The 21,222-nt window shown below is 69.4% G+C and carries 17 protein-coding genes; 15 read left to right on the top strand and 2 right to left on the bottom strand.

Annotation, left to right across the window (positions count from 1 at the left end; genetic code table 11):
- Window positions 1-73: 73 nt before the first annotated feature.
- Window positions 74-1,891 carry a D-glucuronyl C5-epimerase family protein gene (locus tag ACFV6V_RS29795; protein ID WP_385570946.1) on the bottom strand — a complete coding sequence of 606 codons (1,818 nt, stop codon included), beginning with the start codon at window positions 1,889-1,891 and terminating at the stop codon, window positions 74-76.
- Between the two features lie 454 nt (window positions 1,892-2,345).
- Between ACFV6V_RS29795 and rplU the strand changes: the two genes are divergently transcribed.
- From rplU to ACFV6V_RS29735, 12 genes are all read left to right on the top strand, one after another.
- On the top strand, window positions 2,346-2,666 hold the full coding sequence (rplU, locus tag ACFV6V_RS29790) for a 50S ribosomal protein L21 (protein WP_030211179.1): 321 nt from the start codon (window positions 2,346-2,348) through the stop codon (window positions 2,664-2,666).
- Between the two features lie 14 nt (window positions 2,667-2,680).
- Window positions 2,681-2,935 carry a 50S ribosomal protein L27 gene (gene rpmA / locus ACFV6V_RS29785; RefSeq protein WP_142151933.1) on the top strand — a complete coding sequence of 85 codons (255 nt, stop codon included), beginning with the start codon at window positions 2,681-2,683 and terminating at the stop codon, window positions 2,933-2,935.
- A 131-nt stretch (window positions 2,936-3,066) separates the two neighbouring features.
- Window positions 3,067-4,503 (top strand): GTPase ObgE, encoded by a 1,437-nt coding sequence (obgE, locus tag ACFV6V_RS29780; RefSeq protein ID WP_385570945.1) that lies wholly within the window; start codon window positions 3,067-3,069, stop codon window positions 4,501-4,503.
- A 157-nt stretch (window positions 4,504-4,660) separates the two neighbouring features.
- Window positions 4,661-6,742: a glycosyltransferase family 4 protein gene (locus tag ACFV6V_RS29775; protein ID WP_385570944.1), complete on the top strand. Its 2,082-nt coding sequence runs from the start codon at window positions 4,661-4,663 to the stop codon at window positions 6,740-6,742.
- A gap of 200 nt (window positions 6,743-6,942) precedes the next feature.
- Window positions 6,943-8,442, top strand: a complete 1,500-nt coding sequence (locus ACFV6V_RS29770) for an SDR family NAD(P)-dependent oxidoreductase (protein ID WP_385570943.1) — start codon at window positions 6,943-6,945, stop codon at window positions 8,440-8,442.
- Window positions 8,443-8,604: 162 nt separating this feature from the next.
- Entirely contained in the window at window positions 8,605-10,767 is a 2,163-nt protein-coding gene (locus ACFV6V_RS29765; RefSeq protein WP_385570942.1) for a hypothetical protein, read from the top strand.
- A 109-nt stretch (window positions 10,768-10,876) separates the two neighbouring features.
- A complete protein-coding gene (locus ACFV6V_RS29760; protein ID WP_385570941.1) occupies window positions 10,877-12,154 on the top strand; it encodes a glycosyltransferase family 2 protein in 1,278 nt (425 codons plus the stop codon).
- Window positions 12,155-12,252: 98 nt separating this feature from the next.
- Window positions 12,253-13,359 carry a glutamate 5-kinase gene (gene proB / locus ACFV6V_RS29755; RefSeq protein ID WP_385570940.1) on the top strand — a complete coding sequence of 369 codons (1,107 nt, stop codon included), beginning with the start codon at window positions 12,253-12,255 and terminating at the stop codon, window positions 13,357-13,359.
- Between the two features lie 193 nt (window positions 13,360-13,552).
- A complete protein-coding gene (locus ACFV6V_RS29750) occupies window positions 13,553-14,056 on the top strand; it encodes a hypothetical protein (RefSeq protein WP_385570939.1) in 504 nt (167 codons plus the stop codon).
- 87 nt (window positions 14,057-14,143) lie between these two features.
- Entirely contained in the window at window positions 14,144-15,427 is a 1,284-nt protein-coding gene (locus ACFV6V_RS29745; protein ID WP_385570938.1) for a glutamate-5-semialdehyde dehydrogenase, read from the top strand.
- A gap of 66 nt (window positions 15,428-15,493) precedes the next feature.
- Complete coding sequence (locus ACFV6V_RS29740) at window positions 15,494-16,075, top strand: hypothetical protein (RefSeq protein ID WP_385570937.1); 582 nt, start codon at window positions 15,494-15,496, stop codon at window positions 16,073-16,075.
- Between the two features lie 102 nt (window positions 16,076-16,177).
- Window positions 16,178-17,272 carry a hypothetical protein gene (locus tag ACFV6V_RS29735; RefSeq protein WP_385570936.1) on the top strand — a complete coding sequence of 365 codons (1,095 nt, stop codon included), beginning with the start codon at window positions 16,178-16,180 and terminating at the stop codon, window positions 17,270-17,272.
- Between the two features lie 19 nt (window positions 17,273-17,291).
- On the opposite strand, the gene ACFV6V_RS29730 is transcribed toward ACFV6V_RS29735, so the two are convergent.
- The gene (locus tag ACFV6V_RS29730) at window positions 17,292-18,365 is read right to left on the bottom strand and encodes a M48 family metallopeptidase (RefSeq protein ID WP_385570935.1); all 1,074 of its coding nucleotides are present in this window, start codon (window positions 18,363-18,365) and stop codon (window positions 17,292-17,294) included.
- A 217-nt stretch (window positions 18,366-18,582) separates the two neighbouring features.
- On the opposite strand from ACFV6V_RS29730, the gene ACFV6V_RS29725 reads away from it, so the two are divergent.
- From ACFV6V_RS29725 to ACFV6V_RS29715, 3 genes are read left to right on the top strand one after another with little or no spacing between them, the layout of a single operon-like run.
- A complete protein-coding gene (locus ACFV6V_RS29725) occupies window positions 18,583-18,744 on the top strand; it encodes a hypothetical protein (RefSeq protein ID WP_385570934.1) in 162 nt (53 codons plus the stop codon).
- Between the two features lie 38 nt (window positions 18,745-18,782).
- Window positions 18,783-19,406 carry a nicotinate-nucleotide adenylyltransferase gene (nadD, locus tag ACFV6V_RS29720; protein WP_385570933.1) on the top strand — a complete coding sequence of 208 codons (624 nt, stop codon included), beginning with the start codon at window positions 18,783-18,785 and terminating at the stop codon, window positions 19,404-19,406.
- A 19-nt stretch (window positions 19,407-19,425) separates the two neighbouring features.
- A complete protein-coding gene (locus ACFV6V_RS29715; RefSeq protein WP_385570932.1) occupies window positions 19,426-21,177 on the top strand; it encodes a LytR C-terminal domain-containing protein in 1,752 nt (583 codons plus the stop codon).
- Window positions 21,178-21,222: the final 45 nt, after the last annotated feature.

Below are 21,222 nucleotides of genomic sequence, written 5' to 3'. Positions count from 1 at the left end.
GCCCCCGGCCGTCCTCGTCGGTGGGCCGGGGGCGGGGGCCCCGTATGCATCTGCTCCATGTGCGACTGCGTGATCAGACGCCGTCGGCGATCACCTGGTTCGCGGGAACCCACTGGCCGGCGAACTCACCCGCGGAGATCCGGCACATCGGCCGGCCGTTGACCACGGACCGCCGGTCGAAGGTCGCGGTCTGCTCCGTCGTGTACCGCTTCGTCTTCATGGTGCCCGCGACCCCGTCCGGGCCGAACTTGAACAACGTGATGTCGGTGCCGGTGCGGAAGGTGAGGGTGCGCTCGACCCGGTACGTGAACGCGAGGTGCTCACCGCGCAGGAAGACGTTCGGCCACGACTCGCCGATCCACAGGCCCTTGTACGCGCCCGCGCTGATCCGGTACCAGATGCCCGCGCCCTGTATACGGCGCCGCTTGTCGACGGGCGCCTGGGTGGCCCTGCTGAAGGTGACGCTCTTCCGGCTGAGGATCTTGTCCTTGCCGGCGCCTGTCTTCTCGTTCTCGTACCAGTCGCCGGTGTCGACCTTCACCTTCTTGCCGTTCTGCGTGACCTCCACCACCTTCGTGTCCAGCTTGTAGAGGGTGTGGCTGCCCTTGGCGATCGCGATCGTCGCGCCCGCCTGCACCCCGGGGCTGGGGAAGTCGTCCACCAGCTGGTCCAGCTGGTTGGCGAACCGCTTGCTGTTGGTGTGCCAGTGCAGCTGCTGCCACAGAGTGATGTGGTGGTGGTGGTACGTGCTCGCCGGGATGCGGTGGGCCTGGCAGTAGTAGGAGAACCACCGCGGATTGCGCAGCAGGGAGAAGTAGCGCGCGATCGTGGTGCAGCAGCCGTCGTACAGCTCCTGCGCCAGCTCGCTGCCGGTCAGCTGGAAGTAGTCCCAGATGCCGAACATGGCGAAGATCATGCCGTTGTAGGTGAAGTCGCCCGTGCCCGGCGTCTTGAACGGGTACTCGTGGATCCACACGTAGCCGGCACGGTCCTTGGCCACGACCCAGGGGTAGGCGTTGTCGGCGCGCAGCAGTGAGGCGAAGGCGCCGTCCGCCGCGCCCTTGTAAAGGGTGCGCTCCTTCTCGGTGATCCCGTCGAGCTGCGCGAGCTGGGCGAAGAGGCTGATCGCCTCGCCCTGGGCCATACCGGAGTACCAGGGGGCCTTGTAGGAGACACCACTGTGCACCTCGTGCGAGTAGTCCCACGGGTACGGGAAGTACCAGGCACCCCGGGTCTCGACCCGCTTTTCGATCAGCCGGTCGGCCTGGGCCTTGGCGCGCTTGAGGAAGAGCGCCTTGCGGGTGGGGTCGCTCTCGTTGCGGTAGCTGGCAATGCAGCCGAGCCCGAACTGGATCTGGCCGACGGGGTGGTCGTACCCGACGGAGCTGTACCCACCGGACGCCTTCCTCGGGTACTTCATGTACACACCCTGGGAGTTCAGGTGGTACTCGCCCGTCGAAGGGGAGAGGTTCGCCCACAGGGTCGGCCGGTTGCGCCACGGCCGCAGGGCCTCCGGCAGATCCTCCACGATCTTGAAGCCGTCACGCTTGAATGCGAACGGCAGAGTGGTCGGCACGTCCTTCTCGACGGCCCGGGTGTTCGGCCGGCTGTCCGCGTACGGAATGCGCCGCGCCGGGTTGATCGTGGCCGTACCGCCCTCGAGGGGGTCCGGGAGGGGAGGCAGCGGTACTGCCTCGGCCGGAGTCTGGGGCAGGCTCAGCGCCAGCGACCTCGGCATACGCGCGAAGAGATCGGGCTGAGGCTCGTCGAACACTCCCGTTGCCATGGCGGTGAAGGTGCCACCCCCGGCCACCGCGACCCCCGCCGCGCCGCCGCCTGCCAGTCGGATGAACCGCCTGCGGCCGATGTCGGCACGCCTCTTTCCAGCCATGACTGTAAACCCCCCATGGGAATGACGTGGTGATGGCTGTGGATCGTATGTGAAAGCTTTGAGTTTTCGTGAACCATATGTGCAAGATCACTCACACGAGTAGGCGCGAAAAAGCCCGGAGTTGGCGGAAATCCGGCCCATCGTGTATGAGCCATCGAGTCGCGCGGCCTCGCCGGGCCCGCGCCGATCCGGCAGTCGTGCCCCGGTCCCCGCGACCGCGTGTCCGTGCTCACCCAAGGCTCCGAGAGTGCTACCGGACCCGGTTTGACCCCCCGAGTGGCGCCCCGTAACCTTGACCCTCGGCGTGTTTCCATGCGCGCCGGCTTCTGAGCACCTTCCTCCGGGTCCTTCGGCCTGGAGAGGTCGTCCATCTCTCTGCGGATAGTCACGGGTTCCGCCCGTGCGGGCGGCTGGCATCAGGGGTTCCCGTTGTTCGAGTGAGAGAGAGATCCGCGTGTACGCCATCGTGCGCAGCGGTGGTCGCCAGCACAAGGTTGCTGTCGGCGACATCGTTGAGGTTGACAAGATTTCCACTGCCAAGGTTGGCGACACGGTCGAGCTCTCGACCCTGCTCGTTGTCGACGGCGACGCCGTGACCAGCGACCCGTGGGTGCTGGCCGGGATCAAGGTTGAGGCCGAGGTCGTGGACCACCACAAGGGCGCCAAGATCGACATCCTGCGCTACAAGAACAAGACCGGCTACCGCCGTCGTCAGGGCCACCGCCAGCAGTACACGGCGATCAAGGTCACGGCGATCCCCACGGCTGCGAAGTAAGGGACTGAGAAGAGATGGCACACAAGAAGGGCGCATCGTCCACCCGGAACGGTCGCGACTCCAATGCTCAGCGGCTCGGCGTGAAGCGCTTCGGCGGTCAGGTCGTCAACGCCGGTGAGATCCTCGTCCGCCAGCGCGGCACCCACTTCCACCCGGGCTCGGGCGTCGGCCGTGGCGGCGACGACACGCTGTTCGCGCTCCAGGCCGGTGCGGTCGAGTTCGGCACGTTCCGTGGCCGCAAGGTCGTGAACATCGTTCCGGTCGCCTGACCCAGGCCCCGTAGAACGACTTTTTCGCGAGGGCGGACCTTTCTTCCCCTACGGGAAGAGGGTCCGCCTTTCGCGTGTTACCCAGTAGAGATCACGTCCGAGACATTCCCCGCTCTGGAGGGCACACCACCATGACCACCTTCGTGGACCGCGTCGAGCTGCATGTCGCCGCGGGTAACGGGGGCCACGGCTGTGCCTCCGTGCACCGGGAGAAGTTCAAGCCTCTCGGCGGCCCCGACGGGGGCAACGGCGGCCGTGGCGGTGATGTGATCCTCACCGTCGACCAGTCCGTGACCACGCTGCTCGAATACCACCACTCGCCGCATCGCAAGGCCACCAACGGCAAGCCGGGAGAGGGTGGCAACCGGTCCGGCAAGGACGGACAGGACCTGGTGCTGCCGGTGCCGGACGGCACGGTCATCCTGGACGGACAGGGCAATGTGCTCGCCGACCTGGTGGGACACGGCACGACGTATGTCGCGGCCGAGGGCGGTCGCGGCGGGCTCGGTAACGCCGCCCTGGCCTCCGCACGCCGCAAGGCGCCCGGCTTCGCGCTGCTCGGCGTGCCGGGGGATGCCGGCGACATCGTGCTGGAGCTCAAGACCGTCGCCGACGTGGCGCTGGTCGGCTACCCGAGCGCGGGCAAGTCCTCCCTGATCTCGGTGCTGTCCGCGGCGAAGCCCAAGATCGCCGACTACCCCTTCACCACCCTCGTCCCGAACCTGGGCGTGGTGACCGCCGGCTCCACCGTCTACACCATCGCCGATGTGCCGGGCCTGATCCCGGGTGCCAGTCAGGGCCGGGGCCTCGGTCTGGAGTTCCTGCGGCACGTCGAGCGCTGCTCCGTGCTGGTGCATGTGCTGGACACGGCGACGCTGGAGTCCGACCGTGACCCGGTGTCCGACCTCGATGTCATCGAGGAGGAGCTGAAGCAGTACGGCGGGCTGGACGACCGCCCCCGGATCGTGGTGCTCAACAAGATCGACATCCCGGACGGCCAGGACCTCGCGGACATGATCCGCCCGGAGCTGGAGGAGCGCGGCTACCGGGTCTTCGAGGCCTCGGCGGTGGCGCGCACCGGACTGAAGGAGCTGTCCTTCGCGCTGGCCGACATCGTCGCGAAGGCGCGCGCGGCCAAGCCGAAGGAGGAGGCGACCCGGATCGTCATCCGTCCCAAGGCGGTCGACGACGCGGGCTTCACGGTCAAGCAGGAGGAGGACGGTCTCTTCCGCGTGCGCGGCGAGAAGCCGGAGCGCTGGGTCCGTCAGACGGACTTCAACAACGACGAGGCCGTCGGCTATCTCTCGGACCGCCTGAACCGCCTCGGCGTCGAGGAGGCGCTGATGAAGGCCGGTGCCCGCTCGGGCGACGGCGTGGCCATCGGCCCCGAGGACAACGCGGTCGTCTTCGACTGGGAGCCCACGATGATGGCGGGCGCCGAGATGCTCGGCCGGCGCGGTGAGGACCACCGTTTCGAGGCCCCGCGCCCGGCGGCCCAGCGCCGCAAGGATCGCGACGCCGAGCGGGACGATGCCGAGCGCGAATACGACGACTTCAATCCGTTCTAGACGTCACTGACCGGCTTCGGCCGGTACCAGTCGGTTCCAGCCGGAAACAGCAGATCTGTTCGGGTCCCTGCGAGGAGCAACCTGGCGCCCGCAATCTCCGTCTTGCACTCGGGGGTTGGGGTGACAGGAGCCTCAACGGGAACCGAACGGGGCGTTGATGAAGGTCTCCTTCCTCATCCATACGATCTACGGCATCGGCGGCACCATCCGCACGACGCTCAACCTCGCGGAGGAGCTCGCCGGGCGGCATGAGGTGGAGATCGTCTCTGTCTTCCGGCACCGGGACGAGCCGCTGTTCGCGATCGACCCCCGCATCACCGTCGTACCGCTCATCGACACCCGGCCCAAGTCGCCCACGAACGAGCTGAAGCACCCGCTGGCGCTCCAGCCCGCCGAGTGCTTCCCCGCCCGCGAGGCGCGGTTCAAGGAGTACAGCAAGCTCTCCGACGAGCGGGTGCGCGACCACTACGCCGCGTCCGACGCGGATGTGGTCATCGGGACCCGGCCCGGACTGGTCGCCTATGTCGCCCAGTTCGCGCCGGGGTGCGCCGTGCTCATCGGCCAGGAGCACATGACGCACAACCACCACAAGCCAGAGCTGCGCGATGAGCTGAGGCCGCACCTCGCGGCCATGGACGCGTTCGTGACCGTGTCCGAGGGCGACGCGGCGGTGTGGCGGGAGCGGATGCCGCTGCCGGGCACCCGGGTGCTGTCCATCCCCAACAGCGTGCCCGAGCCGATGGTCGCCCCCGCCGATCTGAGCGGCACCACGGTCGTCGCGGCCGGGCGGCTGGCCTCCGAGAAGCAGTACGACGTGCTGATCGAGGCGTTCGGCAAGGTCGTGGCCGTGCGCCCGGAGTGGACCCTGCGCATCTGCGGCTGGGGCGGGCAGAAGGAGCGACTGCGCAAGCGCATCGACGCACTGGGCCTCTACAACCACATCCACCTCATGGGTCCGCGCTCCCCGATCGAGCCGGAGTGGGCCAAGGGCGCCGTCGCCGTGTCCACCTCCCGCCATGAGTCCTTCGGTATGACCCTGGTCGAGGCGATGCGCTGCGGACTTCCGGTCGTGAGCACCGACTGCGACTACGGGCCCCGCGAGATCATCGCCGACGGTGTGGACGGGCTCCTCGTCCCCGTCGGTGACACCGATGCCATCGCCGCCGCACTGCTGCGCCTCATCGACGACGAGGATCTGCGCCGCCGGATGGGCGCCGCGGCGCTCTCCCACGCGCGCCGTTTCGACCCGGGACCGGTGGCCAAGCAGTACGAGGAGCTCTTCGCGGATCTGGGTGCCGGCTCCGGAGCCGAGGCCCCTGGGGCCCGGGCCCGGGTGGTTCGCACCGCGGGACCGCCCGAACCGGACGCCATGAGGGACCCGGACGCTGCCGTTCCCCTCCGCGTCGACTGTGTCGCCGAGGAGTCGGGGTCGATCACGGTGACCCTGCTCGGACAGCGGTCCGATGCCGACGCGCTGGTCTGCGTCCACCCCGACCCCTCCGTACCCGACCGGACCTTCCCCTTCGACGCGCGCGGCTGCGCCACCGTCCCCGGGGACGACGACTTCGCCGAGGGCATCTGGACCTGCCACACGGCAGAGGCCGGGCCCGCCGGACAGCGCCCTCCGCTGGTGACCCGCTCCGTCGACCAGCGCGGAGCGATGCGTGCCGCGGAGCGGGTCCACCCAGGGGCTCCCGTGCGCTCCCTCGTCCCCTATGTACGTCACGGCGGGCTCGCCCTGCGGTCCTGGGTGCGGCCGGTTCACGCCGAGTCGGCCGCGGTCGATGTCACCGACCGCGGCATCACCGTTTCCGGGCGTCTGCTCGGTGAGGGGCAACTCACCGGTGATCCCGCCCTCCTGCTGCGCCGCCGTGGCAAGATCCCCGGCGAGCTGGAGTTCCCCGGCGTCCGCGTCGGCACCGACGGCTTCCGCTGCACCGCTCCGCTCACCGCGCCCGTCCGTATCCAGGCGGACGCCCACGACGTCTGGGACCTGTGGCTGCGCTACGCCCCCGGCGCCGAGCCCGCGAGGATCGGCAGGGTGCTCGACGATGTGGTGGAGAAGGGTACGGTCCACCCGTACCCCGCAGTGGATCTGCTGAAGGCGCGCCCGCTGGCACGGCTGCGCGCGGTGCTGCGACGGCTGCGCCGGGGGCCGCAGGAGAAGGTGAGGGTGAAGATCTTCTTCAGCGCAGGAAACGAACTCGTGATCAACGTCGTCGACAAAGCGGCTAAGTAACGACGTAACGCAGTGAGACACCGGACGCATGTGGCATCAGTCACCCCGGCCATCGCCCACATCCCCGCAAATCTCCCTGGCCACAGGGTGAACGCAGGGTTTCGGCGCAGTGCGGGGCGCCCGGTGCGCGCCTTGCGGGACCGTCACGCAGAGTGCGACCATCACACCGTCCCCCCATCAACGCAAGGTAGAGGTCGTCTGTGTCCGTGCCGCATGAAGCCAAGACCCGCACCACAGCTGTCGTGCTGGCCGGAGGTACCGGTCAGCGGGTGGGGCTCGCGATCCCGAAGCAGTTGCTGAAGATCGCGGGTAAGGCAGTCATCGAGCACACCCTCACGATCTTCGAGCAGGCAGAGGCCATCGACGACGTGATCGTGCTGATGGCGCCGGGTTTTGTGCCCGACGTCGAGAAGATCGTCGCCAAGGCGGGACTCACCAAGGTCAGCAGGATCATCGAGGGTGGCGCCACCCGCAACGAGACCACCGAGCGGGCCATCGCCGCCCTCGGGGAGGGCCTTGCGGAGGGTGAGGACGCCAACGTCCTCTTCCATGACGCGGTGCGTCCGCTTCTGTCACAGCGAGTGATCGCGGACTGCGTGCAGGCCCTCGACCGCTACCAGGCCGTCGACGTCGCCATCCCCTCCGCGGACACGATCATCGTGACCCGCACCCATGGCGAGGACGGCGAGTTCATCACCGACGTCCCGGACCGCTCCCGGCTGCGCCGCGGCCAGACCCCGCAGGCCTTCAAGCTCTCCACGATCCGCAGGGCCTACGAGATCGCCGCGAGTGATCCCAACTTCCAGGCCACGGACGACTGCACTGTCGTGCTCAAGTACCTGCCCGACGTGCCGATCTACGTCGTCGCGGGTGACGAGTACAACATGAAGGTGACCCAGCCGGTCGACGTCTTCATCGCGGACAAGCTCTTCCAGCTCGCCTCGACCGCCGCCCCGCGCCAGGCCGACGAGGCCGCGTACCGCGAGCTGCTGGAGGGCAAGACCCTGGTCGTCTTCGGCGGCTCGTACGGCATCGGCGCCGACATCGCCTCGATCGCCGAGCGGTACGGCGCCAACGTGTACGCACTCGGCCGCTCCACCACCGGCACCCATGTCGAGAACCCGGAGCACGTGGACGACGCGCTGTCCCGTGCCTACGCCGAGAGCGGCCGGGTCGACTACGTCATCAACACCGCCGGCGTCCTGCGTATCGGCAAGCTCGCCGAGACCGACAACGCGACCATTCAGGAAGCGCTGAACGTCAATTACCTGGCACCCGTCCAGATTGCGCGTGCGTCGTACAAGTATCTGGTGGAGACCAAGGGGCAGCTGCTTCTCTACACCTCCTCCAGCTACACCCGGGGCCGGGCCGAATACAGCCTTTACTCGTCGACGAAGGCCGCCATGGTGAATCTCACCCAGGCGCTCGCCGACGAATGGGCGGCCGACGGAATCCGTGTGAATTGCGTCAACCCGGAGCGCACCGCGACGCCCATGCGCACCAAGGCGTTCGGTCAGGAACCGGACGGCTCGCTGCTGTCCTCCGAGGCCGTGGCCCGGACCTCGCTGGACGTGCTGCTCTCCGAGATGACCGGCCATGTCATCGACGTACGGCAGCAGGACCCGACCCGCGAGGCCAGCGAGGCGAGCGGGTTCGAGCAGGCCCTGGCGTCCGTGCTCGACCGACAGGAAGATGTGTAATAATCCACCGCTATCGCCGCTAAGATCGTTAATCGCTCATCGGGCCTCTGAATTTGCCACGGCTTAGCGCTTAGGCGATGCAGAGGCCCGATTGCGTGAAGCACTGCCTTCACAAATTCCTGCGATTGTGAAACAACCGGCAGCTTTGGAGGCAGGTTCTTCGTGATTTCGACCGCCATTCGTCTGGCACGTGTAGGCAGCCGATCAGAGCTGGCCGCGGCAGTCCTCATGCCGCTCGGCTATCTCTGTGTGCTGGGCGCCGCGCTCATCCCGAACCTGTGGATGTTCGCGGTGTCCGCCGCCGTGACATACGCGGCCGACTGGTATCTGCACCAGCGCGGCAGCTATCTGGTCAACCGGCTGAACAAGGTCAGGGCCGGTCTGCCGATCCGCTTCCTGCTCCGGCAGCTGCTGCTGATCCTGCTGCTCGCCCGCGAGGGCCTCGCCGAGCAGCCGCTGTTCTACGCCGCGGTCGCCTGCTTCCTGCTCTTCTACGGTCTCCAGGCCCCGCAGGGTGCCCTGGCCACCCTGATCCGGCTGCGCAGGACGATGCCGGTCGTCACGCGCAACGTCGACCTCCACGCCGTTCGCATCCCGGACGCCCCGCCGCGCGCCCTGCTGCGCCGCTCCGGCGAGAAGATGCTGCACCTCGACATCCCCGCCATGGCCGGCGTGATCATCGCCGCCGGCACCGGCAGCTACCTCGTCGGATACATCGGCGTCGCGGTCACCATCGGGCTCGGACTGCTCTACACCGCCGCCCTCGTGCCCTTCCTGCGCCGCGGTCGCCGGGTGCCGTCCGCGCCCGCCGTGCTCAAGGCCGTACAGAAGTGGCTGGGCGAGTACCAGCCCACCGTCGCGCTGTACTTCTCCGGCTCGGACGAGTCCGCCTACCAGGTCAACATGTGGCTGGAGACCATGGAGCAGCTCGAGGGGCGGCCGCTCATCATCATGCGTGAGCGGGGTCTCGTCACGAAGCTCAACGAGACCTCCGTGCCCGTGCTGTGCATCCCCGGCGGACAGCACCTCATGGCGATGAACCTGGACACGATCCGCGTCACGCTCTACCCGGCCAACGTCGGCAAGAACATCCACATGCTGCGGGTGCCGACCATGAAGCACGTGTTCATCGGCCACGGCGACAGCGACAAGCTCGCCAGCGTCAACCCGTACTCCAAGGTGTACGACGAGGTGTGGACCGCCGGGCGGGCGGGTCGTGACCGCTACGCCCTCGCCGACGTCGGCGTCCGGGACGAGGACATCGTCGAGGTGGGCCGCCCTCAGCTCGCGCCCATCGAGACCGGCGCCAAGGGCACCAGGAACCTCATCCCCACCATCCTGTACGCCCCCACCTGGGAGGGCTGGGACAACAACCCCGGCAACACCTCCCTGCTGCTCGCGGGCGAGAACATCGTCCGCAGGCTGCTGGAGGCCGAGCGGCCGGTGCGCCTCATCTACAAGCCGCACCCCTTCACCGGCATCCGCAACAAGAAGGCCCTGGCCATCCACCAGCGGATCACGGCGATGGTGAGGAGCGCCGCCGCCGAACGCGCCACCGACCCCCGCTGGGCCGAGGAGGCCGCCGCCGCGCAGCCGGCACAGGCCGCCGCGCGCGCCGAGCTGACCCGTATCGAGGCCCGCCTCGCCGAACTCGCCAAGCCCGGCCGCGCGGGCGGCGACGAGGCCGAGGTGTCGCGGGTCTCCCTCGCCGACCCCCAGCGCCTGGCCGAGACCAAGACGCTGCGGGAGCAGTGGAACGACGCCTACTGGCGTACCACCGGCTGGTGGGAGCACCTGGTGGTGACCGGCTCCGAGCCCAAGCTGTACGACTGCTTCAACGAGTCCGACGGCATGGTCTCCGACATCTCCAGCGTCGTCTCCGACTTCATCGCGAGCGGCAAGCCCTACGCGGTGACGGACTCCGCCGAGCTGGGCGCCGACGAGTTCAAGCGGCAGAACACCGCCGTACGGGCCGCGGTCATCCTCTCCAACAGCGCCGCGGAGCTCGACCAGCTGCTGGCCGCCGTGTCCGACTCGGCCGCCGACCCGCTGGCCGACGCCAGGGCCGAGCTGAAGAAGTACCTGCTCGGGCCGGACGAGCCCACCTCCATCGAGCAGTTCAACGCCGCGGTCCAGGCACTCACGGCCAAGGCCGAGGCACGCAACACCGGTGTGGCACAGCGCATCGGCACGCAGGCCATCGGTGAGCTCGACCGGGAGTCCGACGCCGAGAACGGCACGGAGAGCGCCGCGGCGGCGGCCCGCGTCGAGGACAAGGCCAAGGAGAACGACGGCGCGGAGGCCACCAGCTCCCTCGCCGGCTGACCACCACGGCAGGCACACGGCCCGTGAGCCCGCCCCCGACCGGGGCGGACTCACGGGCCGTTCCGCGTGCCGAACGGCCCCGGGACCGGGGGCTGGGCACGATGGGCTGATGGCCGACAGCTGTGCCGAGCCCGCCCCGGGGAGCGCGCGCGTCCCGTGTCCCGACGTCAGCGTGATCATCGGCGCCTATGAGGCGATGCCCTATCTCGTGAAGTGCCTCGATTCCGTCGAGTCCCAGACCCTGGCACCGGAGCGGATGGAGATCGTCGCCGTGGACGACGGCTCGACCGACGGCACGGGGGCCTACCTCGATCAGTTCGCCGCCCGGACACCGGTGCCCATGAGGGTGGTGCACCAGCCCAACTCCGGTGCCCCCGGAGGTCCGCGCAACGTCGGCCTGGCCTTGGCCCGCGGGCGGTATGTCTTCTTCCTGGACGCCGACGACCACCTGGGGGGCGAGGCGCTCCAGGCTCTGGTCGCGATGGCCGACCGGGCCGGCACCGACGTCGTCCTCGGCAAGGTCGTCGGGGTCAACCGAGGTGTCGCCACGTCGATGTGGACCCGGACCGTGGAGCGGGCCGACCTCTACACCTCCAACATCAAGTACGCACTGAGCGCGCAGAAGCTGTTCCGGCGGGAACTGCTCGCCCGGCACGGCATCAGGTTCGACGAGTCCCTGCGCACCGGCGAGGACGCGCTGTTCACGATGGAGGCGTATCTGCGGGCCTCGGGAATCTCCGTCGTCGCCGACCGTGTCTGCTACTACCTCGTCGGCCGCGACGACGGCAAACACCTCACCAAGACCGGTGGCTACGCGCCCCGCTTCGACTCGGCGCGCGTCCTGATGGGGCTGATCGCCGGGCACCTGCCGCCCGGCACCCGCCGCGACCAGCTGATGGTCAGACCCTTCACGGTCACCCTGCTGCCGCAGTTCGGCCCCGTCGTACTGCGCCAGCCCGAGGAGTATCTGCGGCACAAGCTGGAGCTGGCGGCCCCGCTGATGGCCGCCTACTGGACACCAGGCGTCGCGCGCCGGCTCAGGGTCGAGCAGCGGCTGCGGCTCACCTGCGTGGCTCTCGGCCGTCCCGGCCCGCTCAGGGATGTGCTGGACTTCTGCCAGCAGGGACGGCTGCCCGACGTGGTGCACCGCCGTGGCCGCGCCTACCTCGCGTATCCGCACTTCGACGCCGCGGAGCCGGAATCGGGCATCCCGCTGGCGGCCTACGAGATCACGGTCACCGAACAGATCGGCGAGCGGCGGATCGAGCCGCGACTGCCACTGCTTAGACGGACGGCACGCAGGGCACGCCGTCTGGCCCGCCGGGTGGCGGACCGGGTGGCCGGCCCCGCCGGCGTCGGCGGGCGGTTCGTCCACCGGCTGAAATGAGTGAGCGCCGAGCTCACCCCCTGGCATAGATTCGCCTTGTGACAGGTGCAAGGCAGTCAGGGGCGGCGGGGTCAGTGGCAAGGGAACACCGGAAACTCGTGTCGGACGCCCGCAGGATTGTCGTCAAGGTCGGCTCGTCCTCCCTCACCACCGCCGCGGGCGGCCTCGACGCGGACCGGGTGGACGCACTCGTCGACGTGCTCGCCAAGGTCCGCAGCGGCGGCGAGAAGGAGATCGTGCTGGTCTCCAGCGGCGCCATCGCGGCCGGACTCGCCCCGCTCGGACTCGCCCGGCGCCCCAAGGACCTCGCCCGCCAGCAGGCCGCCGCCAGCGTCGGACAGGGCCTGCTCGTCGCCCGTTACACCGCTTCCTTCGCCCGCTACGGCGTACGCGTCGGACAGGTGCTCCTCACCAGCGACGACACCAGCCGGCGCGCCCACTACCGCAACGCCTACCGCACCCTCGACCAGCTCCTCGCCATGGGCGCGGTCCCGGTCGTCAACGAGAACGACACCGTCGCCACGGACGAGATTCGCTTCGGCGACAACGACCGGCTCGCCGCCTTGGTGGCCCACCTCGTACGCGCCGATCTGCTGGTGCTGCTCTCCGATGTGGACGGCCTCTACGACGGCGACCCGAGCAAGCCCGGAACCTCCAGGATCGAGGAGGTCAAGGGCCCCGCCGACCTGGAGGGCATCTCGATCGGCTCGGCGGGCAAGGCGGGCGTGGGCACCGGGGGAATGGTCACCAAGGTCGAGGCTGCCCGGATCGCCGCGGCCGCGGGTGTCCCCGTGGTCCTCACCTCCGCAAGCCGGGCCGCGGACGCCCTCGCCGGGCGGGACACGGGCACCTACTTCCGCCGCACCGGGCGGCGCAGCGCCGACCGCCTGCTGTGGCTGGCCCATGCGTCGACCCCGCAGGGCTCGCTGACGCTGGACGCCGGGGCCGTGCGGGCCGTTGTCGAGGGCAGGAAGTCGCTGCTGCCGGCCGGAATCGCCGCGGTCGATGGCGAGTTCAGTGCGGGCGACCCGGTGGAGCTACGCGATGCCGGGGGCAGGCCGGTGGCCCGTGGGCTCGTCAACTTCGACGCCAAGGAGATCCCGAAGCTCATCGGCCGCTCCACGCGCGAGCTCGCCAAGGAGTTGGGTCCGGGTTACGAACGCGAGGTCGTGCACCGGGACGATCTCGTCGTCCTGACCCACTGAACCCTCCCGTGTCGCTACGAAAAGGGCTCCGAAACGGCTGAAAGTCCCGCCTTCTGATGAGGACGTTCAGCAAAACCGCCCCATGTGCGCCCCGGGACTGGTCAACTTTGTCGGGGGAACTTTGTCAGAGGGACATCCGTCATGGGGGCAGGGCGGGGTCCGGGCACGGCAACGGATCAACAGGAGGCCGTCGGTGAGACGAGCGCGCCCAGGGGCGGCGCCCCGGGGGACAGGAGGCAGCGCAACAGCACGCACCCGCAGGCCCGTGGGGGAGCAGCGCGCCCTCACCAGCGTGGAGGCGGGTGCCGACTTCAAGGAACCCGGCACCGCGGAGGTGGCCGAGGGCGATGCGGCGATGTCCAGGCTCTGGCACATCACCTTGTGCGTCTCGGGGGCCGAGACCCCGCTCAAAGAGGTCAGACGGGGTCTTGAACAGCTGGCCCACGACCACCCGTTCCTGCTGACCAGCCGCTATGCCAACGACCACGCTGAGATCCGCTACTGGGAAGAGGCACGCGATCTGCACGACGCCGCCGCGGTGGCGCTGCGGCTGTGGGGCGAGCACCGCTCCAGTGCGAAGCTGCCGCCCTGGGAGATCGTCGGCCTGGAAGTCATCGACCGCGAGACCTACCACCAGCGCATCGCGGAGGGCTACGGCCTGCCGCCCGCGGCCCCCGTCGGTGTCCATCCGTACTGAGGTCCGTGCGCCGGGCCGCGCGGTGGTCCGTCTCGCAGTGCGGGATACGGTGCGGGGTGTCCGGGGCAGGCGCATTACCCTGCGGGCATGACCTCGCTCTCCCCGTACGACGACATGTCCCCGGTCACCCAGGCCGCCTACCGGGCTCGCGCTGCCGCCGCCGAGATCGCGCCACTTCCGCGGGCGGTCAAGGACGACGCCCTGCTGGCGGTCGCCGACGCCCTCGAGGTGCGTACGGCCGAGATCGTCGCGGCGAACGCCGAGGACATCACCCGTGCCCGCGAGGCGGGCACCAGCGAGGCGATCATCGACCGGCTGACCCTGACGCCGGAGCGGGTCCGCGCCATCGCCGCGGACGTCCGCGATGTCGCCGCCCTGCCCGACCCCGTCGGCGAGGTCGTGCGCGGTTCCACGCTGCCCAACGGCATCGATCTGCGCCAGGTCCGCGTCCCCCTCGGCGTCGTCGGCATCATCTACGAGGCCCGTCCCAACGTCACCGTGGATGCCGCGGCCCTCTGCCTGAAGTCCGGGAACGCGGTGCTGCTGCGCGGCTCCTCCTCCGCCTACGCCTCCAACACCGCGCTGGTGCGGGTGCTGCGCGACGCCGTCGGCGGAGCCGGGCTGCCCGCCGACGCGGTCCAGCTCGTGCCGGGCGAGAGCCGCGACTCCGTCCGTGAGCTGATGCGGGCCCGCGGCCTGGTCGACGTGCTCATCCCGCGCGGTGGCGCCTCCCTCATCAAGACCGTCGTGGAGGAGTCCACGGTGCCGGTCATCGAGACCGGCACCGGCAACTGCCATGTCTATGTCGACGCCCAGGCGGATCTCGACATGGCCGTGGGCATCCTGATCAACTCCAAGGCGCAGCGGGTCAGCGTCTGCAACTCCGCCGAGACCCTCCTGGTGCACCAGGACATCGCCGCCGAGTTCCTCCCCCGTGCCCTGAAGGCCCTCGCCGAAGCCGGGGTCACCGTCCACGCCGACGAGCGGACACTGGCCTACGCCGAGGGCACCAAGGCCACCGTCGTGCCCGCGACGCTGGAGGACTGGGAGACGGAATACCTCTCCTACGACATCGCCGCCGCGGTGGTCGACTCCCTCGACAAGGCCGTCGAGCACATCCGGCTGTGGTCCTCAGGCCACACCGAGGCCATCGTCACCACCTCCCAGGCCGCGGCCCGCAGATTCACCCAGTTGGTCGACTCCACCACCGTGGCTGTGAACGCGTCCACCCGCTTCACCGACGGCGGCCAGTTCGGCTTCGGCGCCGAGATCGGCATCTCCACGCAGAAGCTGCACGCCCGGGGTCCGATGGGGCTTCCCGAGCTCACTTCGACGAAGTACATCGTCACCGGCGACGGTCACACCAGGTGACGGGGGGTGCGGGGCAGTTCCCCGCACTCCCTGCCCAAAATCCCGGGCCCGGTCTACTCTGAAGACGTGCCGGACGACGTGGGGGGCAGGCCGTTTCCGGACGGCTGGGAGCCCGACGACGACCGCGGAGGCGCGGATGAGCACTTCGCCTCCGTGGTGTTCGACGAGGACTTCGTCCGGGCCGCCCGCTTCCATGAGCCTTCCGCCGCCGAGCGGCGGGTTGCCGCTGCCCAGGCCCGGGCCGAAGCCGAGGCCGCCCGGGCGCGCGCGGGTGCCGGGGCCGCCGACGACGAGCTCTACGACGACGGGTACGGCTCGGGCGGTGCGTACGGCCATGAGCGCCTCTACGACGCCTATGGCGCCGACGACCGCGGTCCCTACGACCTCGACCCCTACGGACCGCACGGCGGCGCCCTGCGCCCCTATCGCGGCTCCGCCCGCTGGCACCGGCCCGTCGCCTGGGTGCTCGCGCTGGTGATGGGGATAGGCATGGTCGCCCTCGCCTTCACCGCCGTCTACCGGGGCGCGTCGGCCAACCGCCAGGACAGCGTCCCCCCGCCCGCCACGACCGGCGTCGACCAGCCCTCGGCGAACCCGGAACCCGACCGGATGGCATCTCCCGTCCCCGCTGTCCCCCGCATCCCCTGAGTCCTGACCCCCGGCCTGGGCAGGCGCGCTAGGTGAACGCTTGTCCGAACTTGCCGCTCGGCTCCGCGTTTACGTTGGGCCCGCCAGACCTACCCTGAAGATATGGCAGGGCGTGGAGACCCACCTGAGGGGACACCCGAGGGGCTCCCCGGCGGAGGTGAGGACGAATACGGATCCGTCGTCTTCGACGAATCGTTCGTCCGTGCTGCCCGCCTCCAGGAGTTCTCCGCCCGGGAGCGCATGGGCGACCACGCAAGGGCCGTCCGCAGCCGCCCCGGCTGGCGGGTGTGGACCGGTGCGAAGCAGGCCGTCCTGCTGGTCCTGCTGATCGCCGTGGCCTTCGGCACCGCGATCTACATGGGCGTCCGCCATCCCTATCAGCCGGCGCCCGCCCAGCCCGCTGAAGCGCTGCGGAGCATGGTGATACCCCTGGCCCCGCAGGGTCCCGTGCCCGGCGGTGACCCCGACCGGCTGTACGCGCACAGCCCGGCCGCCGAGTACCGCTCCGGAGGCGCCGGAATCACCCTTCCGGCCGCCAGGCCCACCAGGAATTTCTCCGAGAGCCAGGTCATGACCGCGCTGACCATAGCCAAGGACTACCTGGTGGACTCGTCACTCGATCCCGCGGTGCTCAACGGCACCTCGACGCGGCCGGTGCGGGCGCTGCTCGATCCGGACCAGATCGAACAGTTCGACCGCTCAGTCGACGCCCCGGTCAACGACGGCCGCCACGCGGCGACCGGCTGGCTGGTGCGCTTCGACCCCGCGAAGACCAAGCTCGCCGACCCGGAGATACGCGTCCACGGCACCCTCCGGGTCACCGACGCCGGCCCCAACACGCTCGAGGTGACCTCCGACCACACCTTCACCTACGCGCTCCGGCCCGCGGACACCGCCCCGCGTGTGAACGACGCCTCCCTCTTCACCGTCCGTCGCGAGCTGCACTTCCGCTTCGACCGCGACGATCTGCGTACCCACCGGGCGGAGCTGCTCTCCAGCTACACCCAGGCCGGTCCGATGGCCTGCGCGTCCGACCCCTCCGGTGCCCTGGAGCCCCTGCTGGCGGGCCAGCGGGCGACCGGCACAGGCCCGGCCGGCACCGACCCGTACCAGACCGGACGGACCGCTGCCGCATTCTGTGGCTCACTCGCCCCCGGCGCCCAGTCGGCCCCGCCGGCCGCTCAGCCCGCCACCTGACCTCCCGTACGGCAGGGCTTCAGCCCTTGCCGCCTTCCTCTGACGGTTGGCTCCCGCCGGCGCCGCCCGCGCCCGTGAACTTGTCCCGCAGCCGACCGCCCAGATCGCCTGCGCCCCCGGCTATGTCGCCGACCAGCTTCATCAGCGGATCCTTGCTCGTCCGTACCGAATCCGCGTAGTGCGCGGCCGACTCGCGGATGGAGTCCGTGACGGACGTGTCCTTGTCCTCCGCGCGGCGCGGGTAGTGGCCGTCCATGATCCGCTGGTAGTCGCGGCTCTCCGCCCATTTCTTCAGCTCGGCGGCACGCACCGTGGTGAAGGGATGGGAGCGGGGAAGCAGGTTGAGTATCTTCAGCACCGAGTCGCGCAGGTCCCCTCCCGCCTCGTATTCCTCGGCCTGCTCCAGGAAGGCGTCGACATTCATCTCGTGCAGGTGATTGCCACCGGCGATCTTCATAAGGCCCCGCATCGACGCCTGGATGTCCTGGCCCACGAGCAGTCCGGCGCGGTCCGCCGAGAGCTCCGACTTCCGGAACCACTCGCGCAGCGCCGTGACTATCGCCATGATCGCGACATTGCCGAGCGGTATCCACGCGACCTTGAGCGCCAGATTGGTCAGGAAGAGAAGTATCGTCCGGTACACCGCGTGGCCGGACAGGGCGTGTCCCACCTCGTGACCGATGACCGCCCGCATCTCCTCCTCGTCGAGCAGCTCCACCAGACCGGTGGTGACGACGATGATCGGCTCGTCAAGGCCGATGCACATCGCGTTGGGCTTAGGGTCCTGCGTGACGTACATCGGCGGGACCTTCGTCAGGTCCAGGATGTAGCAGGCGTCGCGCAGCATGTCGTTGAGGTGCGCGAACTGGGCGTCGCTGACCCGGACGGAGTCGGAGAGGAAGAGCAGCCGCAGGCTTCTCTCCGGCAGCAGCCCGCTCAGCGCCTTGAAGACGGTGTCGAAGCCGCTGAGCTTGCGCAGCGCCACCAGCGCCGATCGGTCCGCCGGATGCTCGTATGCCCGGGAGGAGATGTCGGGGAAGCGCTGGCGCTGCCTGCTCGGCACTTTCTCGTTCCCGGAACTGCTGTCGGTCATCGTATGCCCCCTGTTCCTCTTACCAGTGCTGGCGGTCCGTCTCCGGCCCGTCCTCCTGACAGACCCCAGATTAGGGGCTGAGGTTGCGGCGCCGCCGGGCCTGTGGACAACCGAGGGCCGCGGCAACGACTGAGTCGGCGTGGGCGTGTCCGCACCCGGCGCATACGATGTGCGCGAAGTCTCCGCTCCGACTCCCGATCGATAGGGCCTGCAGAAGATGAGCCTCGCCAGCACCGCCGCCAACCTGGTCACCCTCGCAGAGGGCGCAGAGCACGGTGGCAACCACGAAAGCCTCAGCCCCTACCTCACCGGCTTCGGCGCGTTCGGTGCCCTGCTGCTTCTGCTGTGGATCACCACCCGCTTCAACCGCGACCGCTGATACGGGGCCGGATGGCCGTGCCAGTAGGCTCTGCACGCATGGGTAAGGGACAGCAGGATCTGCCTACGAGGGGCGGCAAGCGCCGGCTCGGCGTCATGGGCGGGACATTCGACCCGGTCCATCACGGCCACCTGGTGGCAGCGAGCGAGGTGGCCGCCCTCTTCCACCTCGACGAGGTGGTGTTCGTGCCGACAGGACAGCCGTGGCAGAAGAGCCACAAGGCGGTTTCCCCGGCGGAGGACCGCTATCTGATGACGGTCATCGCCACGGCGTCCAACCCCCAGTTCTCGGTGAGCCGCATCGACATCGACCGCGGCGGTCCGACGTACACCATCGACACCCTGCGGGATCTGCGCTCCCTCAACAGCGATTCGGACCTCTTCTTCATCACCGGCGCCGACGCCCTCGCCCAGATCCTCACCTGGCGGGACGCCGAAGAGCTCTTCTCGCTCGCCCACTTCATCGGTGTCACACGCCCGGGCCACGACCTGACGGACGACGGACTGCCCAAGGGCGGCGTCTCGCTCGTGGAGGTACCGGCGCTCGCCATCTCGTCCACCGACTGCCGTGCGAGGGTCGCGCAGGGGGATCCGGTCTGGTATCTGGTGCCGGACGGTGTGGTGCGCTACATCGACAAGCGCGAGCTGTACCGCGGCGAGTGAGACAGGGAGAGGGGCAAGGGTGAACGATCAGCAGAACCCGTACGACCCGTACTACTCGCAGCAGCCGCAGATCATCGGTTACGACGAGTACGGTCAGCCGGTCTATCAGCAGCCCCAGCACTCCCAGCAGCCCCACGGCTACGATCCGTACGGACAGCAGCAGCAGTATCCGGAGCAGGCGCAGCAGCAGCCGGGGTACGGCTACGACTACGGGTACGGAACCGACTCGTATGCCCAGCAGCAGCAGCCGCAGCATGGCTACGACCCCTACGGTCAGCAGGTCGCCCCGCCGCCGAGCGCCACTCAGCAAGCCCCCGAGCCGGGTCCGGCCTATGGCTACGACGACGGCTACGACAGCCATGACGGCCGCGTTCGGTACGACAGCTACGACGACCCCACCCCGCACCACAGGGAGCCGGACCCCGAAGCGCACTCGGAACCTGACCGGACCGCCGCCGTACCAGGCCCGCGCCGCCCCGCAGACGACGGCGACTCCGGCACCGCCGGCCGGCCCGAGTACCGGACCGAGCAGTTCTCGTTCATCGAGGAGCCGGACGAGGATTCCGAGGACGTGATCGACTGGCTCAAGTTCACCGAGAGCCGTTCCGAGCGCCGCGAGGAAGCCAAGCGCCGGGGCCGCAACAGAGCCGTGGCCCTCGTCGTCGTCCTGGCCCTCGCGGTCGTCGGCGGAGTCGGATACCTCTGGTCCACCGGCAGACTGCCCGGCACCGGCGGCTCCGGCGGTGCGCAGAACGCCGCGTCGGGCCCGCAGAAGCGGGACGTGATCGTGGTCCATCTGCACAACACCAAGAAGGGCGGCACCTCCACCGCCCTGCTCGTCGACAACGAGACCACCAAGCAGGGCACCACCGTCCTGCTTCCGAACTCGCTCGCGGTGGCCAGTGACGAGGGCGTCGGCACCACCCTGGGCAAGTCCGTCGACGAGGACGGCTCCACGGGCACCCGTGAGTCGATCGGCACCCTGCTCGGCGCCAGGATCACCGGCACCTGGCGGCTCGACACCCCCTACCTGGAGAACCTCGTCGAGCTCGTCGGTGGCGTCGACCTCACCACCAACACCGAAGTGCCCGGCGCCAAGAAGGGCGAGCAGCCGCTGGTCAAGAAGGGGGAGAGCCAGACTCTCAACGGCAGGATGGCGGTCGGCTACGCCACCTACCGGGGCAGCGGCGAGCCCGAGGCCGCCCAGCTCCAGCGGTTCGGCCAGGTGATGTACGGGGTGCTGCGGAAGCTCTCCAGCGACCCCAAGGCCGCCACGGTGACCATCGAGACCCTCGCACAGATCCTCGACCCCTCACTGCCCGAGAAGGACCTGGGCGTCTCGCTGGCCACGCTGTCGGAGTACGCCAAGGGCGGTGACTACAAGACCGCGCTGCTGCCCGTCCAGCAGGACGGGACGCTCAGCGAGGAGGTGAGCGACCGCGTCGTCAAGGACGTCCTGGGCGGCAAGGTCAGCGCCCCCGAGCAGGGCGCGGCGGTGCGGGTGGGGGTCCGTAACGCCTCAGGGAACGCCGATGCCACCGAGGCGGCCCGGATCGTCCTTGCCAACGGCGGCTACTCCTTCGTGGACGCCGGCAAGGCCGATGCCGTCTCGTCCTCTCAGGTCCTGTACGCGGACGAGGCCCAGAAGCCCAGGGCAGTCGAGGTCGCCAAGACCCTCGGGCTGCCGGAGAAGGCCGTGAAGAAGGGCAAGGCGGCGTCCAACGCCGACGTCACGGTGCTGCTCGGTGGCGATTACGAGGTCCCGAAGTAGGCACGACAGAGCCGCTGGCCCCCGGTCGGCCACGGGCGGGAGCCC

The sequence above is a fragment of the Streptomyces sp. NPDC059828 genome (assembly GCF_042731955.1).
GTDB lineage: Bacteria > Actinomycetota > Actinomycetes > Streptomycetales > Streptomycetaceae > Streptomyces.
Note: the sequence above shows the minus strand (reverse complement) of the source record. Positions and strands in the feature narration are given on the sequence as shown.

Excerpts from the sequence above, each read along its gene's own strand:
- ACFV6V_RS29795 (WP_385570946.1), bottom strand. The coding sequence starts at position 1,891 with ATGGCTGGAAAGAGGCGTGCCGACATCGGCCGCAGGCGGTTCATCCGA.
- rpmA (WP_142151933.1), top strand. The coding sequence starts at position 2,681 with ATGGCACACAAGAAGGGCGCATCGTCCACCCGGAACGGTCGCGACTCC.
- obgE (WP_385570945.1), top strand. The coding sequence starts at position 3,067 with ATGACCACCTTCGTGGACCGCGTCGAGCTGCATGTCGCCGCGGGTAAC.
- ACFV6V_RS29775 (WP_385570944.1), top strand. The coding sequence starts at position 4,661 with ATGAAGGTCTCCTTCCTCATCCATACGATCTACGGCATCGGCGGCACC.
- ACFV6V_RS29760 (WP_385570941.1), top strand. The coding sequence starts at position 10,877 with ATGGCCGACAGCTGTGCCGAGCCCGCCCCGGGGAGCGCGCGCGTCCCG.
- ACFV6V_RS29745 (WP_385570938.1), top strand. The coding sequence starts at position 14,144 with ATGACCTCGCTCTCCCCGTACGACGACATGTCCCCGGTCACCCAGGCC.
- ACFV6V_RS29735 (WP_385570936.1), top strand. The coding sequence starts at position 16,178 with ATGGCAGGGCGTGGAGACCCACCTGAGGGGACACCCGAGGGGCTCCCC.
- ACFV6V_RS29730 (WP_385570935.1), bottom strand. The coding sequence starts at position 18,365 with ATGACCGACAGCAGTTCCGGGAACGAGAAAGTGCCGAGCAGGCAGCGC.
- ACFV6V_RS29725 (WP_385570934.1), top strand. The coding sequence starts at position 18,583 with ATGAGCCTCGCCAGCACCGCCGCCAACCTGGTCACCCTCGCAGAGGGC.
- nadD (WP_385570933.1), top strand. The coding sequence starts at position 18,783 with ATGGGTAAGGGACAGCAGGATCTGCCTACGAGGGGCGGCAAGCGCCGG.